This is a genomic window from Pseudarthrobacter sp. O4 (genome assembly GCF_050157025.1).
Classification (GTDB): domain Bacteria; phylum Actinomycetota; class Actinomycetes; order Actinomycetales; family Micrococcaceae; genus Arthrobacter.
The window spans coordinates 827,901-843,269 of the sequence record NZ_CP189591.1; the positions used below are offsets into that span (position 1 = coordinate 827,901).

The 15,369-nt window shown below is 65.7% G+C and carries 13 protein-coding genes and 3 pseudogenes; 6 read left to right on the forward strand and 10 right to left on the reverse strand.

Annotated features, from left to right (window positions below; all coding sequences use genetic code 11):
* The first annotated feature begins 13 nt into the window (after nucleotides 1-13).
* The 4 genes from ACQCSU_RS03800 to ACQCSU_RS03815 all read left to right on the forward strand — a co-directional run bounded on the left by ACQCSU_RS03800 (nucleotide 14) and on the right by ACQCSU_RS03815 (nucleotide 3,868).
* Entirely contained in the window at nucleotides 14-943 is a 930-nt protein-coding gene (locus ACQCSU_RS03800) for an ACP S-malonyltransferase (RefSeq protein ID WP_426978362.1), read from the forward strand.
* Complete coding sequence (locus ACQCSU_RS03805) at nucleotides 940-2,001, forward strand: beta-ketoacyl-ACP synthase III (RefSeq protein WP_426978363.1); 1,062 nt, start codon at nucleotides 940-942, stop codon at nucleotides 1,999-2,001. Before ACQCSU_RS03800 ends, ACQCSU_RS03805 begins: the two co-directional genes overlap by 4 nt.
* 143 nt (nucleotides 2,002-2,144) lie before the next feature.
* The gene (locus tag ACQCSU_RS03810) at nucleotides 2,145-2,390 is read left to right on the forward strand and encodes an acyl carrier protein (protein WP_018773434.1); all 246 of its coding nucleotides are present in this window, start codon (nucleotides 2,145-2,147) and stop codon (nucleotides 2,388-2,390) included.
* A gap of 242 nt (nucleotides 2,391-2,632) precedes the next feature.
* Entirely contained in the window at nucleotides 2,633-3,868 is a 1,236-nt protein-coding gene (locus tag ACQCSU_RS03815; RefSeq protein ID WP_426978365.1) for a beta-ketoacyl-[acyl-carrier-protein] synthase family protein, read from the forward strand.
* A 145-nt stretch (nucleotides 3,869-4,013) separates the two neighbouring features.
* Here ACQCSU_RS03815 and ACQCSU_RS03820 read toward each other — a convergent pair whose 3' ends face one another.
* From ACQCSU_RS03820 to ACQCSU_RS03850, 7 genes and pseudogenes are all read right to left on the reverse strand, one after another.
* Nucleotides 4,014-4,517, reverse strand: a complete 504-nt coding sequence (locus tag ACQCSU_RS03820) for a DUF3145 domain-containing protein (protein WP_056426723.1) — start codon at nucleotides 4,515-4,517, stop codon at nucleotides 4,014-4,016.
* A gap of 300 nt (nucleotides 4,518-4,817) precedes the next feature.
* Complete coding sequence (locus ACQCSU_RS03825; RefSeq protein ID WP_426978366.1) at nucleotides 4,818-5,744, reverse strand: tyrosine recombinase XerC; 927 nt, start codon at nucleotides 5,742-5,744, stop codon at nucleotides 4,818-4,820.
* Nucleotides 5,745-7,267: 1,523 nt separating this feature from the next.
* Entirely contained in the window at nucleotides 7,268-8,476 is a 1,209-nt protein-coding gene (gene dprA, locus ACQCSU_RS03830; RefSeq protein ID WP_426978367.1) for a DNA-processing protein DprA, read from the reverse strand.
* Between the two features lie 65 nt (nucleotides 8,477-8,541).
* Nucleotides 8,542-10,089, reverse strand: coding sequence for a YifB family Mg chelatase-like AAA ATPase (locus ACQCSU_RS03835; RefSeq protein ID WP_426978368.1), 1,548 nt, complete (start codon nucleotides 10,087-10,089; stop codon nucleotides 8,542-8,544).
* The gene (locus ACQCSU_RS03840; protein ID WP_426978369.1) at nucleotides 10,090-10,446 is read right to left on the reverse strand and encodes a YraN family protein; all 357 of its coding nucleotides are present in this window, start codon (nucleotides 10,444-10,446) and stop codon (nucleotides 10,090-10,092) included. It lies immediately after the preceding gene.
* A gap of 100 nt (nucleotides 10,447-10,546) precedes the next feature.
* A pseudogene (locus ACQCSU_RS03845) lies at nucleotides 10,547-11,147 on the reverse strand (transposase).
* A 174-nt stretch (nucleotides 11,148-11,321) separates the two neighbouring features.
* Nucleotides 11,322-11,702, reverse strand: coding sequence for a VOC family protein (locus ACQCSU_RS03850; protein ID WP_426978370.1), 381 nt, complete (start codon nucleotides 11,700-11,702; stop codon nucleotides 11,322-11,324).
* 269 nt (nucleotides 11,703-11,971) lie between these two features.
* Here ACQCSU_RS03850 and ACQCSU_RS03855 point away from each other — a divergent pair.
* Nucleotides 11,972-12,306: pseudogene (locus tag ACQCSU_RS03855) on the forward strand (transposase); the annotation flags it as partial.
* Nucleotides 12,307-12,375: 69 nt separating this feature from the next.
* Here the strand turns inward: ACQCSU_RS03855 and ACQCSU_RS03860 are convergent.
* Nucleotides 12,376-12,957, reverse strand: coding sequence for a dihydrofolate reductase family protein (locus tag ACQCSU_RS03860; RefSeq protein WP_426978371.1), 582 nt, complete (start codon nucleotides 12,955-12,957; stop codon nucleotides 12,376-12,378).
* 366 nt (nucleotides 12,958-13,323) lie between these two features.
* Here ACQCSU_RS03860 and ACQCSU_RS03865 point away from each other — a divergent pair, with 366 nt between their 5' ends.
* The gene (locus tag ACQCSU_RS03865; protein WP_426978372.1) at nucleotides 13,324-13,878 is read left to right on the forward strand and encodes a dihydrofolate reductase family protein; all 555 of its coding nucleotides are present in this window, start codon (nucleotides 13,324-13,326) and stop codon (nucleotides 13,876-13,878) included.
* 477 nt (nucleotides 13,879-14,355) lie between these two features.
* Here ACQCSU_RS03865 and ACQCSU_RS03870 read toward each other — a convergent pair.
* Nucleotides 14,356-14,934 (reverse strand): annotated as a pseudogene (locus ACQCSU_RS03870) (transposase).
* Nucleotides 14,935-14,985: 51 nt separating this feature from the next.
* Complete coding sequence (locus ACQCSU_RS03875; protein WP_426978373.1) at nucleotides 14,986-15,312, reverse strand: DUF2469 domain-containing protein; 327 nt, start codon at nucleotides 15,310-15,312, stop codon at nucleotides 14,986-14,988.
* Nucleotides 15,313-15,369: the final 57 nt, after the last annotated feature.

Sequence of the window (15,369 nt, forward strand, 5' to 3'; positions counted from 1 at the left end):
GAAAGCTGGATACGTGCTTGCAATCGTCTGCCCTGGACAGGGCTCCCAGACCCCTGGTTTTCTGGCCCCCTGGCTGGAACTGCCACCCGTCGCAGGCCAATTGGCCTCCCTCAGCGAGATAGCAGGTATCGACCTCACCGCCCACGGCACCACCTCTGATGAGGAGACCATCAAGGACACCGCCGTCGCGCAGCCCCTCATCGTTGCCGCCGGGCTGGTCGCCGCCAAGTCCCTGTTCGACGTCGAACTCGGCACTCTTCCGGTGATCCTCGCCGGTCACTCCGTCGGAGAAATCACGGCATCGGCCCTGGCCGGGGTCCTGACCGAAACCGAAGCCATGACGTTTGTCCGCGAACGCGCCAACGGCATGGCCGCCGCCGCTGCTGCCACTCCGACCGGCATGAGCGCCGTGGTGGGCGGAGACCCCGCCGAGGTCCTGACCGCCATCGAGGCCTGCGGCGCCACCGCTGCGAACGTCAACGGTGCCGGCCAGATTGTCGCCGCAGGCACCCTGGACCAGCTCAAAGCCCTCGCGGACAATCCACCGGCCAAGGCCCGGGTGATTCCGCTGAAGGTTGCCGGTGCCTTCCACACCTCGCACATGTCCCCGGCCGTCGCGGCGCTGCAGGCCCTGCGGCCCTCGCTCCACCCGCGGAATCCGCAGGTCCCCCTCCTGTCCAACTACGACGGCGCAGCAGTCACCGACGGCGGCGCCGCCGTCGACAGCCTCATCGCCCAGGTGTCCCGCCCGGTCCGCTGGGACCTGTGCATGGAGGCGATGGTGCAGCGCGGCGTGACCGGAGTCATTGAGCTGGCCCCGGCCGGAACGCTTGCCGGGCTCGCGAAGCGCGGCATGCCCGGCCTGAAGACCGTAGCTGTCAAGACCCCGGACGACCTCTCAGCCGCCCTGGCCCTATTCGCAGAACTGGAAGGACAGGCATGAGCGTTCCCGCCCTGAAGCAGTTGCCCGTGCACGAGAACACCCGCATCATGGGGGTCGGAGCCTACCGGCCGAGCGTGATCGTCACCAACGAGGATGTCTGCCAGTGGATCGACTCCTCCGATGAGTGGATCCGCCAGCGCACCGGCATCATCACCCGGCACCGCGCCCCGGCCGATGTCAGCGTGATCGACATGGCCGAAGGCGCCGCCCGCGAGGCGCTGGATAAGGCCGGGATCGCCGCCTCCCAGCTCGGCGCCGTGATCGTCTCCACCGTGACGCATCCCTACGCGACACCTTCCGCCGCCGCAAGCCTCGCCGACCGCCTGGGTGCGACGCCGGCACCGGCCTTCGACATCTCGGCCGCCTGCGCGGGCTACTGCTACGGCATCGCCCAGGGCGACGCCCTGGTCCGCTCCGGTACGGCCGACTACGTCCTCGTGGTCGGCGCGGAAAAGCTTTCCGACGTCATCGACAACACCGAGCGGACCATCTCCTTCCTGCTCGGCGACGGTGCCGGCGCCGTCGTGATCGGCCCCTCCGACACCCCCGGCATCGGCCCGTCGGTGTGGGGCTCGGACGGCAGCAAGTGGGATGCGATCGGCATGACCCACTCGATGCTGGACATCCGCGAACTGGCACTGACCGGCAAGCGGAGCACTGCCCTCAGCGAAGAAGAAGCCGCAGTCACGGACGCCGCGCTGTGGCCGACGCTGCGCCAGGACGGCCAGACGGTCTTCCGCTGGGCAGTCTGGGAGATGGCCAAAGTGGCCGAGCAGGCGCTGGAGGCTGCCGGCATCACGGCCGATGACCTCGCGGCCTTCATCCCGCACCAGGCCAACATGCGGATCATCGATGAGATGGCCAAGAAACTGAAACTTCCCGAGACGGTCACGATCGCCCGGGACATCGCCGAAGCGGGCAACACCTCGGCGGCCTCCATCCCCCTCGCCACCCACCGCCTGCTGCAGGAAAACCCTGAGCTGAGCGGCGGGCTTGCACTGCAGATCGGCTTCGGTGCCGGACTGGTGTTCGGTGCCCAAGTGATCGTGCTTCCGTAGGCGCCCGCGCCCTCCCCTGAACTGAATACGTTCTTCCACAGTACGGATTCCCACACCAAGCCGAATTCTCGGTTTGAATCATTTCCGTCCGAAGCAGCCGGAGCACCGGCTGCGGAGGGCAACTACAAGAAAAGGAGCCATCAATGGCTAGCAACGAAGAGATCCTGGCCGGCCTGGCTGAAATCGTCAACGAAGAGACCGGCCTGGCCACGGAAGCTGTCGAAATGGACAAGTCCTTCACCGAGGACCTGGACATCGACTCCATCTCCATGATGACGATCGTGGTCAACGCTGAAGAAAAGTTCGGCGTGCGCATCCCGGACGAAGAGGTCAAGAACCTCAAGACCGTCGGCGACGCCGTCAGCTTCATCGCCAACGCCCAGGCCTGATCCTGACCGTTTTGGCTCCTGCCGGCAACGGCTGAGATCCGTGGCCGGTCCGGGGCGCTGCAGCAGCACCCCGGACCGGACCACTTTGCCTGTTGCTTTTTTGAAGCACAGATTTTGCAGCACCATTTCGCATGACAAGTTCGCATAACAAGTTCGCATGACCACAGAGTTTTCCCCACGCAGGCCCCGGCAGTCCTTTCCAGAATCCGGACCCGGCAGGCGCACCGACAGAGAGTGATCCCATGGCACGCAAAGTAGTCATTACCGGTCTGGGTGCCACCACACCCATTGGCGGCGATGTCCCCACGATGTGGAAGAACGCGCTGAAGGGCGTCTCCGGCGCGCACACGCTCGAGGACGACTGGGTGGCCAAGTTCGAGCTGCCCGTGCATTTTGCAGCACGCGCCTCCACCCCCGCGCTTGAGGTCCTGGGCCGGGTCGAAGCCAAGCGGATGGACCCGTCCACGCAGTTCGCCGTTGTCGCCTCCCGCGAGGCCTGGGCCGACTCCGGCATCACGGAGATCGACCACGACCGCCTCGCCGTGGCCTTCGCCACCGGCATCGGCGGCGTCTGGACCCTGCTCGATGCCTGGGACACCCTGCGTGAAAAGGGCCCCCGCCGCGTCCTGCCCATGACCGTGCCGATGCTGATGCCCAACGGACCCGCGGCGGCGGTCAGCCTTGACCTGGGCGCCCGCGCCGGCGCCCACACCCCGGTCTCCGCCTGCGCCTCCGGTACCGAGGCCGTGCACATGGGCCTGGAACTGATCCGCTCCGGCAAGGCCGACGTCGTGGTCTGCGGCGGCGCCGAAGCCGCCATCCACCCGATGCCGATCGCAGCGTTCGCCTCCATGCAGGCCCTCTCACGCCGGAACGATGAGCCCGAGCGCGCCTCGCGCCCCTACGACCTCGGCCGCGACGGCTTCGTCATGGGTGAAGGCGCCGGCGCGCTGGTCCTCGAGGCCGAGGAACACGCCCTCGCCCGCGGCGCGCGGATCTACGCCGAGCTCGCAGGCACCTCGGTGACGGCCGACGCCTACCACATCACCGCGCCCGATCCCCAGGGCCTGGGCGCCACTCGCGCGCTCAAGGCTGCCATGTTCGACGGCCGGATCCAGGCCGAGGACGTGGTGCACGTCAACGCGCACGCCACCTCCACACCGGTGGGCGACAAGCCCGAGTACACGGCCCTCAAGGCCGCCCTGGGCGCCCAGCTGGACAGCGTGGCGGTCTCCGCGACGAAGTCCCAGATGGGCCATCTGCTGGGTGCCTCCGGTGCGGTGGAAGCCGTGCTGACCGTGCTGGCAGTGCACGAACGCAAGGCGCCGGTGACCATCAACCTGGAGAACCAGGATCCGGAGATCCCGCTCGACGTCGTCACTTCCGAGCGCGAGCTGCCCTCCGGCAGCATCGTGGCACTGAGCAACTCCTTCGGCTTCGGCGGCCACAACGCCGTCATCGCGGTGCGGAGCATCTAGCGGTCCCGTTCCTCCGCCGAGACGACAGATGGCGGCAATGTTCTTCGTGAACATTGCCGCCATCCGTCTCTTGGCATAGCTATGGGGTGTGTTGCGGTGATCCGCTGCGCCGGCGCTCAGTCCGAGCAGTTCCAGCCGAGGAGTTCTAGCCGACCTGGTGGAGCCAGCGCACCGGGGCGCCTTCGGCGGCGTGCCTGAAGGGTTCCAGTTCCTCGTCCCAGGCTTCGCCGAGGGCGAGGGAGAGCTCGTGGTAGACCGCAGAGGGGTCGCCGGCGCCGGATTCGTAGGCGTAGCGGATGCGGTCCTCGGAGACCATGATGTTGCCGTGCACGTCGGTGACGGCGTGGAAGATGCCGAGCTCGGGGGTGTGCGACCAACGTCCCCCGTCGACGCCCTGGCTGGGCTCCTCGGTGACTTCGTAGCGCAAGTGCGCCCAGCCCCGGAGAGCGGACGCCAATTGAGCCCCCGTGCCCGGATTCCCGGTCCACGACAGCTCGGCCCGGAACATTCCAGGCGCAGCCGGCTGAGCCGTCCACTCAAGGTCGGTCCGCTTGTCCACGACAGATCCTATGGCCCACTCAACGTGGGGGCACAGGGCCGTCGGGGCCGAGTGAACAAACAACACACCGCGGGTCAGTGCAACAGACATTCCATCCTCCATAGCTGTAGGTACGTCTTCCCCAACGACCTCTGCCTGGATGTCTGTCTGTTGCGCGGGTCCGTAGTTGTGCGGGTGGTCCCTGCCAGACTATTAAATTACTGCCCGGTTTCTGGGTGGAGCTAGAGGCGAAGAGCTTCAAGCAACACTTGAAAGTTGGTGGGCGTGGGTCTTATTCTGCCGTACCCCACCTAATTACGCCAGTGAAATTCGGCGCGTCTTTCCCGGCGCGCCGTGCGGGGTGGCGCAGGGAGCCATCCAAGGCGCCGGGTACGGCTTTATGACAAGCTGTCAGGCGCGCGGGTGGGCCTGCTGGTAGCTCTTCCGGAGCCGGTCCACGGAGACGTGGGTATAGATCTGCGTGGTGGCCAGGCTGCTGTGGCCGAGAATTTCCTGCACCGCGCGGAGGTCAGCACCACCGTCGAGCAGGTGCGTGGCGGCTGAGTGGCGCAGCGCGTGCGGCCCGGTGGCCGCGGTGTCCCCCAGCGCCCCCAGCAGCTCGTGGACCACGCTGCGGACCTGGCGCTGGTCCACCCGTTTGCCGCGGGCACCGAGGAACAGGGCTGGTCCCGAGGCGTTCGTGGCAAGGGCCGGCCGGCCGCGGCGGAGCCAGTCGTCCACGGCGAGTGCCGCCGGGAGCCCGTAGGGCACGGTGCGTTCCTTGTTGCCCTTGCCGAGCACGCGCAGGGTCCGGCGGTCCGGATCGAGGTCATCGACATCCAGGCCGGCAAGCTCGCCCACCCGCACGCCGGTGGCATACAGCAGTTCCACCATGGCCCGGTTGCGCAGCGGCATCGGCCCACCCTCGGCGGCGGCAGATTCGGCCCCTTCCACCAGCCGGAGGACCTGGCCCTGGTGCAGCACGCCGGGCAGGGAATTCTCCCGTTTGGGCGCTCTCAGCCGGAGGGCCGGGTCGGTTTCGATCAGTTCCTCGCGGACCGCCCAGGCGGTGAAGGCCCGGGCGGTGGCGGAGCGGCGGCCCAGGGTGGCGCGGGACATGCCCGCTTCGCTCTGGGCACCGAGCCAGCGCCGCAGGGTGCCGAGCTCCAGCCCGGCAAGGTCTTCCACGCCCTCGGACGCGGCATGGGCGAGCAGGCTGCCGACGTCGGAAAGGTAGGCGCGGACAGTGTGGATGGAGCGTCCCCGCTCCGCCACCAGATAGCGGCTGAAGCCGTCGGCGGCGGTGGCCAGCGCGGCCGGGATCTGCGGAGTAGACACTCCCCTACTCTCGCAGGATTCACACGGCAATCAAGAAGCCCGTCGGCGAGCCGCCGCCGAGCCTGACCGCCCACCGCTGCAGCCTGCCCGCCCGTCATCGCTCACCCCACCTTCCCCGAGCGTTTCCAGCCTCCCCGATGGGACTCGGCCAGACTCAGCAGCCCTCTTTCGCGCGCCAGGATCCGTGTCGGGATCGCAGGAGTCAAATTTGTGTCGATCTGCTGCGTCCTCGAGACCGTCTTGGACTTCACCGGCTACCAGCCCTATATCTTCAGCTTCTTGTGTGGTTCATAGTTCTGCCCTTGCCCTCTTCAGGCAACGACGACACGTTGCTACGCCGATTTCATCTCAGCCGGGGGCCGCTCCAAATATTAACGTCAACTCGGTGGAGGGGCTCTATTCGCCAGTGGCCGTAGTCAATTCGCCATATGCCACTCAGGACTGTCCGTCTATCCTAGGAAGTTCAGAAGGTTTCTTGCGGCTAGCAAACATGCACGCTTGCGCTTGACGTCGTCGGTCTCGGCGTCGAATTGCTTCCGCTCGTCAAGATGCTCGTAGACGGTTTAGAGGCCCGAACCGATGGCTTTGACCGATTGCCATCCGGAATATGACGGCTTGGCTCGGAGGACGCTACTTACGTCCGAACCAGTCATCCAGATCGAGCGGCGCCCCCGCAGACTAGATGGGCGACACGTCCGCGCATTGGGCGGATGACCGTCTATAGAAATTGGGAGAATGTTCATACTCCCAAAGCTGATGACGGCATCATCTGCTGCGCCTTGATACGTCCAAGCTGTCAACATCTAGATACCTTAGAGGCGGGATCATCGTTGATTCTTCAGTGTCGAACGTGCGTTCCCCCTTATGGCTGTCACATCACATGAGCCGCCACTCTCCGCCGTCCGACTTCGCCCTATTCGCAGCCTGACCTGTTGAGCCTGAGCGAACGCCTAGATCTATGCCGCAGAGTAGGCCGTCGGTATTTCATCATTAGGGGGTAACGTGTCCGCTGGGATTTCTAACGTTTTTCAGTCAACCAAGTTTTGGACTTTTACCGGCAACTTGGTTGCCGGAATCCTGGCTTCTGTGGTCGTCCTGTTCGGGCAATCCTTAGTCGAGGTTTTTAGAGATTACTTAGTTGGCAATCGGAACATCCTCAGCAACACTGGTTTTATTTGGGCACTGGTTCTCCCAATCCTTCCGATCGCAGGGATCATTTGGGGAATAAATGACGCACGGAAGCCGGAATCCGGTAAGTCTAATAGGAGCATTGGTTTATTTTTGGGTGCCATGGTCGTGATGCTCGTTAGTCTAATCTTTGTCGTAATAGCGTTCATGCTTCTCCAAGCTGCGGTAAACCAACAACGGGGCTAGACGGCAGCCTCTCGCGGACATCAAGTTGCCTTCCTGGCGAAGTCGTAATCTCATCGCTTCAACTTAGGTGGCGGCGGGTTTCACGCGCTGGCGCGGCACGTCCTTAGATTTAGGACACGGGCCCAGGTTGTAGAAACCCAGCCTAGTTCTCATCCTCCCTTCCCCGAGCGTTTCCAGCCTCCCCGATGGGACTCGGCCAGACCCAGCAGCCCGAGCCGGCCGAGTCCGGCACGGACCGAGTCCACACTCAGCCCCGCCACTGCAGTGAGCTTTTCGACGGAGCTGGTGGTCCGCAGCGGAAGGGCGTCAAGAAGGATGAGGTCCTCCAGGGTCAGGCCGTCCTGGACTTCCACCCTGCCCGTCTTTGTCTCCGGCAGCGATTCCCCGCTTGGGGCGGCGAGCTCCGCAATCTCCCCCGCGTCCGTGACGCAAACCGCGCCGCCTTCCCGGAGCAGACGGTGGCAGCCCGCTGAATTGGCGCTGTGCACCGACCCGGGCACGGCCCCGACGGCCCGGCCCAGGGTTTCGGCATGGTGTGCCGTGTTGAGGGCACCCGATCTCCAGCGGGCTTCGACGACCACCGTGACGGATGCCAGGGCCGCGATGAGCCTGTTCCGCTGGAGAAACCTAAACCGGGTGGGCGCGGAGCCTGGCGGAACCTCGGCGAGGACAGCGCCCTGGTTGGCGACCGCCCGAAGCAGGTCCTCATTGCCGGAGGGATAGAACCGGTCCACTCCTCCTGCCATCACGGCGATGGTGGGCATGCCCCCGGCGCCGCCGGCCAGAGCCGCCCGGTGAGCGTGCGCATCGATGCCGTAGGCGCCGCCCGAGATGATCGTGAAGCCCCGCTGCGCCAGCGAGTAGGCGAGATCGCCGGTCACGGCAGAGCCGTAGGCGGTGCTGTCACGGGAGCCCACCAGAGCAATGGATTTGGCGCCGGGAGGCAGCGGCTGCTCTACGCCGCGCCACCAGAGGCAGATCGGTTCCTGCAGGCCGAGATCCGCGAGCTGTCGGGGCCACAGTTCGTCCGACGGGATGATCAGGCGTCCGCCCAGTCGTTGCATCGTGGCCAGGTCCCTTGCGGGCGCCAGATCAGGGACGCGGGGCGCCCAGCGCTTCCGTGCGGCTGCCAGGCCTGTCCAGCCGCCACCGGAGCTGTTGTCTTCCAGTACCCGGGACATTTCCTGTTCCAGCTCCGGGCCTGCCGCGGCTTCGCCGGTAGCGATTCGCAACGCGTCCTCCGCCCCGGCGACGTGCACGAGCGCCAGGCCTGCGGCGTCCTGGGGCTCGAACAGGCGGGACAACGCCGCCCGGGCTGTCATTTCGTTCATCATCATGGTGTCCTTTCGCAGGCTCATCGATCGTTCGCCCGGCGTTTGGTGCTGTCCAGGTGTGGGGGCAGTGCGCGGCGCGGCGCCGACCCTTAGGCGGCAGCGGCTGCCTGCCGAAGGCCGAGGGCCTGGCCGATGTCGTCGGCACCGGGGGTGTCCCGCGCGGCTAGGTCTGCCAACGTCCAGGCCAGACGCAGCACGCGGTCGTAACCGCGGGCCGTAAGCACGCCACGCTCCAGGGCGAGATCCAGGATCCGCGTGGTGGGTGGCCCCAGCCGCAAGGCACCCCTGAGGAGCCGTCCGGGGACCTGTGCGTTGGTCTCGAATCCGAACGGCATGAGCCTCTCCGACTGACGGTTCCTTGCTGTCCGGACCCGTTCGGCGATCGTGGCGGTGTCCTCCTCAGAACCCGTCTGACCGAAATCGGCCAATGAAACCCGCTCGACTTCAAGCTGGATGTCTACCCGGTCCAGCAGCGGACCGGACAGACGGGAAAGATAGCGCCGCCGCATGGTGGGGGTGCAGGTGCAATCAACCCCCTTTCCTGACGCCTTGCCGCAAGGACACGGGTTGGCGGCGAGGACGAGCTGGAACCTGGCAGGATAAGCAGCCGTGCCCGCCGAACGATGGATCACCAGCTCCCCGCTCTCCAGCGGCTGCCGGAGTGCGTCCAGCACCCGGCGTTCGTATTCGGGTGCCTCGTCCAGGAACAGCACGCCGCGGTGTGCCCGGGAGGCGGCGCCCGGACGGGGCAGCCCTGACCCGCCGCCGATGATGGCGGCCGAGGTGGCAGTGTGGTGTGGATTCTCATAGGGCGGCCGGCGCAGCAGTTGCACGGACGCGGAGGTGAGGGCGCAGAGGGAGTGGATGGCGGTAACTTCCATCGCCTCTGTGTCTCCCAGGTCCGGCAGGAGTCCCGGAAGCCGCTCGGCCAGCATCGTTTTCCCCGCTCCTGGCGGTCCGGTCAGCAGGAGATGGTGGGCGCCGGCGGCCGCGACTTCCACGGCCTTGCGGGCATCGGCCTGCCCCGAGACGTCACGCATGTCGGGCGGGATGGCTGAACCTGCCTCCGGTCCGGTTTCCCCGTCACGGTCCTCAGGCCCGGGCTCGAAGCCGAGGGCCAGATCCTGCGGATCGGCACCGAAGTCAAAAGCCAGCCGCGCCAGCGTCGAGTAACCCTGCACACGCGCGCCGGGCACAAGCTCGGCTTCGGCGGCGTTGGAGTGCGCCACTACAATATCCGGGTATCCCGCCCGAACCGCAGCCATGACCGCGGGCAGGACGCCGCGGACCGGCCGCAGCCTGCCGTCGAGGCCCAGTTCGGCAATGAAGACGGTGCGCCCCGTGGATCTGATGTCGTTCGAAGCCAACAGCGCGGCCATCGCGATGGCCAGGTCGAAGCCGGAACCGCGTTTCGGCAGCGAAGCCGGGATGAGGTTGGCTGTGATCTTTCGGCGGCTCAGCGGGATACCCGAGTTCTGGGCCGCAGACCGGATCCGCTCCTTGGCCTCGTTGAGCGAGGCGTCCGGTAGACCCAGGATGATGAACGCCGGCAGCGTCTGGCCGATGTCAGCCTCGACTTCGACGATGTAACCGTTGAGTCCGACGAGGGCCACCGAGTAGGTCCGGCCCAACGCCATCTAGCCCACCCCTTTGAGGTGTTCCACCGCCGGGTCGCCGATGCCGTCGTCGAGCACGGCAATCACATCGACGCGGCGCAACGGCATTCTTAACTCGTGGTCGCGGCACCAGGCGGACGCCAGACGGTGCAGCCGGGCCAGCTTGTCCACGCCGACAGCCTCGAAGGGGTGCCCGTAGTCAAGGGATTTCCTGGTCTTCACTTCCGCAATGACCAGCGCGTCGCCGTCGAGCGCGACGATGTCTATTTCGCCTTCCGGGCACCGCCAGTTGCGGTCAACGATCCGCATGCCTTGGGCTTCAAGGTATTCGGCGGCGAGTTCTTCGCCGCGCCGGCCCAGCACATCTTTTGCTCTCATGACACCAGACTGGGGTGCCACGCAGAAGCGGCACAGGGCTCCCTGCCCCTATGTGGGAAACTCCGGGCTGTCGTCTATCGGTGGAGGACTAGGGCCTGTCTCAAAGTGAGGTCAGGAACCAGTCGTTGATGACGGCGATGTGGAGGATGGCTTCGTATCGGACGGCGAGTTTGTCGTATCTGGTGGCGACGGCGCGGTGGCGTTTGAGTCGGTTGATTCCGCATTCGACGGCGTGCCGGGCTCGGTAGTCGTCCGGGCTGAACCTGTGAGGGCGGCCGCGGTTCTAGCGGTGTTGTTGTTGGTCTGCTGGTTCGGGAATGGTGCAGGCGATGCCGTGTCGGCGCAGGTAAGCGCGGTTTGCGCGGGCGCTGTAGGCCTTGTCCGCCCGGACCTTGTCGGGCCGTGTGCGGGGACGGCCTGTCCACGCTGACGTCCCAGGTGATCAGTCCGGCCGCGTCCGCCCGGGTTTGCAGGGCGGTGACGATCTGCGCCCACGCCCCGGCCCGCTCCCACCGCCGGAACAGCGCATACACCGCCCGCCAGGAGCCGTAGCAGTCCGGGACGTCCCGCCAGGGCGCACCGACCCGCACCCGCCACCTGATCCCGTCGATGAGCTGCCGTTTCGTCCACTCCGACGGCCGACCCGACCGCGTGGGCACAGGCAACAGCGGTTCCAGCCGCGCCCACCGCTCATCGGTCAGGTCAAGCCGCCTCGTCACCGCTGGGGTTGCCACGAGGTCTCCGGTGTTCAGGTTCTTCTTGGTCGATGAACCTCTACGGGAGAACTCACTTACTTCACGATCACGACACGCCCGTCACACCGGACTTCGAGGCAGACCCCTAGGTACCTGATGTCGAGATGTGACCGATGAGCATCAGAGTGGGTCCAGGCGGGCCTTGAGCAGGCAGAACTCATTGCCTTCGGGGTCGGTCAGGACATGCCACTGCTCCTCCCCTGTCTGGCCGATGTCGGCCGGGCGCGCACCGAGCTTCAGAAGGCGTTCGAGCTCGGCGTCCTGATCGCGGTCGGTGGCGTTGACGTCGATGTGCAGCCGGGATTTCCCCTTCTCCGGCTCATCCCTGCGACTGAGGATGATCGTCGGCTGCGGACCGCCGAACCCTTCGCGCGGCCCGATCTCCACCGAGCCGTCGTCCTCGCGATCGAGCACGACGAAGTCCAGGACCTCGCACCAGAAACGCGCCAGCACCTCAGGGTCGCGGCAACCGAGCACGAGCTCACTGATACGACATGCCATTAACGAAACCTGCTCTCAGCCTGGGAACTGCCGGGGAGGCCACACGCGAACCTCATGGGCTCCCAGCAGTGAAAACAATCCCTCGATCATACCGGAGGAGGCGATGCACCGGCGAAATGATTTCAGGGCCGCCCCTGTCCTGGCAGCCGGGCAAGGCCGTTGGCCATGCAGTAGGGAAGCTGACTTTGAGACACGACCTAGACGAGTCCGCTGATTGTCGTAGCCAGGTATTGGGTATCTGCTTAGCTGAAGTAGGCTTTGTGGCACATTTGCAGCCCGGGCGGCCGGTCTCCAGCAATGACTGTCCGGCTACGTTCGGCCGGTTTCAGGACTGTTTTCCACGGACGAGGCCTGCCTGGAGTACCTGGCGAGGCTGTGGTGGCCGGGTGGTCTCGTGTGCCCGCGGTGCAGCGGTCTGGACTATTGGTCCACATGTGCCGGGTGCTCCCGTCGGACGTCAGCAACGGCGGGGACCATTTTTGATCGCACCGGCACGCCGATGCGGACGTGGTTCGCGGCCATCTGGTTTGTCACTGCGCAGAAGAACGGCGTCTCGGCGCTGGGTTTGCAGCTTGTACTGGGAACGGGCTCGTGCGAGACGGCGTAGGCCTGGATGCATAAGCTCCGTCGGGCCATGGGCTCGACCATCGCCGGACGGAACGCCGCGAGCGGCTCAGCGACGGATGCGGTAGCGGATATGGGTGGCCTCCGGGGTGTCGACCACCCGAACGACCTCCAGCTCGATGCGCGACGGCAACAGCTCGAACAGCCGGCGGCCACCACCGAACAGCACAGGGATCTGGTGAATCTGCAGCTCGTCCAGCACACCGGCCTCGACCGCCCGCTGCGCCGTGTACGCACCGTGCACCAACACGTTCCGGTCCCCGGCGGCGGCCTTCGCCTGAGCCATCGCGCTCTCGATCCCGTCGGTCGCATATGTCACCAACGGATAGTTCGCCACCGAGGGACCGGGCGGCCGGTGGCTGAGCACGAAGACCGGGACGCCGTGATGATCACCTTTCCAGTGATCGGCCTGCTCCGCGGTACGCCGACCCGACAGCACCGCACCGGTCGCGTTTATCTCGTCGAACAACTCCCCGGCCGGCCCGGACGGCCGGAAGAACTCCCCGTCCGGAGCGACGAACCACTCGTGCAGCCGGCCGAAGCCGTCGCCGCCGGGGTTGCCTGGTTCGTCGTTCGGACCCGCGATGTACCCGTCTAGGGACATCGACATGTAGAGCACCGATGAGGGCATAAGCCTGCTCCTTGTATTCGGCCGGCGCGGCTCCGTCAGCCACACCTCCAACTATTAGCTATGCCACGACTCGAGGATCCGCCGACCCTCGAGCTCACCGGCGGGACGGAGCATCGTCGGCGTGCTCTCGATAGACGGTGTCTCCTCGATGAAGGCCATAAGCCGACGTTAGTCACGCCCGCCGACATAGACAACAACTTCCTCCCACCGAGGACGAATCGTCACAGGTCAGGAGTCAACCAAACCGGGGGCAGTCCCGAGGGTGTCCAAGTTCGTGTAGACGGCGCATAATTTCGAGAGGCGCAAAGTCGAATCCTGTGACGCAGCGCTCCGCGACGGAATCGCCGCCGACCGAAGGGGATCTTCATGGGCAAGCTCACCGTCACCGCTTTTACCACTCTGGACAACGTCGCCGAGGAGCCCCAGCTGTGGTCGGGACAGTTCTTCAGCGACGCCACCGGCACGTTCAACAACGAAGTGCTGGCCGAGGCGGACTCGATGCTCCTCGGCCGGGTCACCTACGACGGCTTCGCCGCCGCCTGGCCGTCGCAGTCGGGCGACCCCATCGCGGACAAGTTCAACGCCATGCCCAAGTACGTCGTGTCGACGACCTTGGAACGGGCCGACTGGAACAACAGCACGATCATCGCCGAAGACATACCACGCCGTGTCCGGGCCCTGCGCGAGCGGGAGAACGTGATCGTCTGGGGGAGCCCGACGCTCGTCAAAACGCTCATGGAGGAGAATCTCGTCGACGAGTACGTGCTGCTGGTCTCGCCCATCGTGCTCGGGCACGGCAAGAAGATGCTGCCGGAGCACGGAACCCAGCACACGCTGCGGATCATCGAGCAGCGGCTCCTGGAAGGCGGGATGCTGGCCCTGCGGATGATGCCGGTGGCGGCCGAGAGCCGCGAGTCCTGATGGTTGTCAGCGGTGAGGGATCGCTTGGTGGGTGCTTCACCGGTACATGACTCGATGGGCATCCCGCCGGCGTACGTGTCGATCACGCGGGTCACGCCGAGGTGGGCCGGACTCAAGGCGACAGCGAACTCGACCCGCATGGCTGGGCGGTGATGAGCGCGTTCATGCGCGGCGAGCCGCTGCGCCTGGCGGATTGGGCGCACGTGACAGCCCCAACCCCGGGTGCTCTCCGGTGGCCGAAGCGAGCCAGTACTACGCACGGCGGCACGCGCGATCACCGAAGTCCTACCCAACGCAGAGCACCGCGAGCTGTACAAGCTGGCCCACAATCCGAAGGCTGGCCTCCTCGCGCCCGTCGCGGCGCAATTCCTCATGGAACACGCCGCACCCCGGTAACACCCGCGCTGACGAAATGAGCACACGAGGATGTCGCATCCACCTTCGGAGGCGGAGAAAGAGGCGATCCGGTTGATCAGATCACGAGGGTTTGAGCGGGTGTGGGCCGGTGTGGATTGCTTGGTCGAGGAGTCGGTAGAACAGCAGGCCGCGGCTCGTGGACGTGCGTCTGTTGAAGCGGAATGTGAACTCGTCGAGGTAGTAGGCGAACTGTTCCCGGAACGCCCCGTAGTGCATGGTCCCGATCATCCATCGCTTGAGGAGGGACGCCACTCGATGGACCGCCGGCAGGTCGATATGGGCCGGCACGTCAGAGCCGAGCTGGGTGAAGTACTGATGCCCGCCGAGACGCTCTTCTGAGAGGTGTCACGAACCAGATGGCCGCGAACCACGTGCGCAACGGGGTCCGGGTGCGATCGAAGAGCGTGCCCGCCGTCACCGACGTTGGGCGGGAACAGCCCGTGCACATCCACAAGTTGGCGCTCGTTCGCCACAACACGACCCGCCACATCGCGGGCAGACGAATCCGTCCGGCCAGCGCAATCGAGCGAGGTAGTCCAAGCACTTCTCGTCCGTCGAGAACCACTCTTGGAACTGTCCGAACGTCGCCGGATAGTCCAAACCGGGAACCGCCCGGGCTCCCCTAAAAAATCGCCACAATCTACTTCAGCTAAGTAGATACCCAGTACAGACCAACTAATTTGCCGGGCGTCAGTTCCCCAGGTCCTCGACCTTCGGCAGGGCCAGTTCCTCGCCGTGCGGGAGTTCTTCGACGTTGACGTCCTTGAAGGTGATGACGCGGACGCTCTTGACGAAGCGGGCGGAACGGTAGACGTCCCACACCCAGGCATCCTGAAGCGTCAGGTCGAAGTAGACCTCGCCGTCAGCGCTGCGGGCCTGCAGGTCCACGTGGTTGGCCAGATAGAAACGCCGCTCGGTCTCGACCACATAGCTGAACAGCCCGACGACGTCGCGGTATTCGCGGTAGAGCTGGAGCTCCATGTCGGTCTCATAGTTTTCAAGGTCCTCGGCACTCATGGTTCCATCTTGCACCATCCGGCGCCGGGCGCGCGCCACGAGGTGCGCCACAACGGT

Excerpts from the sequence above, each read along its gene's own strand:
- ACQCSU_RS03805 (WP_426978363.1), top strand. The coding sequence starts at position 940 with ATGAGCGTTCCCGCCCTGAAGCAGTTGCCCGTGCACGAGAACACCCGC.
- ACQCSU_RS03810 (WP_018773434.1), top strand. The coding sequence starts at position 2,145 with ATGGCTAGCAACGAAGAGATCCTGGCCGGCCTGGCTGAAATCGTCAAC.
- ACQCSU_RS03815 (WP_426978365.1), top strand. The coding sequence starts at position 2,633 with ATGGCACGCAAAGTAGTCATTACCGGTCTGGGTGCCACCACACCCATT.
- ACQCSU_RS03820 (WP_056426723.1), bottom strand. The coding sequence starts at position 4,517 with ATGTCTGTTGCACTGACCCGCGGTGTGTTGTTTGTTCACTCGGCCCCG.
- dprA (WP_426978367.1), bottom strand. The coding sequence starts at position 8,476 with ATGAGCCTGCGAAAGGACACCATGATGATGAACGAAATGACAGCCCGG.
- ACQCSU_RS03835 (WP_426978368.1), bottom strand. The coding sequence starts at position 10,089 with ATGGCGTTGGGCCGGACCTACTCGGTGGCCCTCGTCGGACTCAACGGT.
- ACQCSU_RS03840 (WP_426978369.1), bottom strand. The coding sequence starts at position 10,446 with ATGAGAGCAAAAGATGTGCTGGGCCGGCGCGGCGAAGAACTCGCCGCC.
- ACQCSU_RS03850 (WP_426978370.1), bottom strand. The coding sequence starts at position 11,702 with ATGGCATGTCGTATCAGTGAGCTCGTGCTCGGTTGCCGCGACCCTGAG.
- ACQCSU_RS03860 (WP_426978371.1), bottom strand. The coding sequence starts at position 12,957 with ATGCCCTCATCGGTGCTCTACATGTCGATGTCCCTAGACGGGTACATC.
- ACQCSU_RS03865 (WP_426978372.1), top strand. The coding sequence starts at position 13,324 with ATGGGCAAGCTCACCGTCACCGCTTTTACCACTCTGGACAACGTCGCC.
- ACQCSU_RS03875 (WP_426978373.1), bottom strand. The coding sequence starts at position 15,312 with ATGAGTGCCGAGGACCTTGAAAACTATGAGACCGACATGGAGCTCCAG.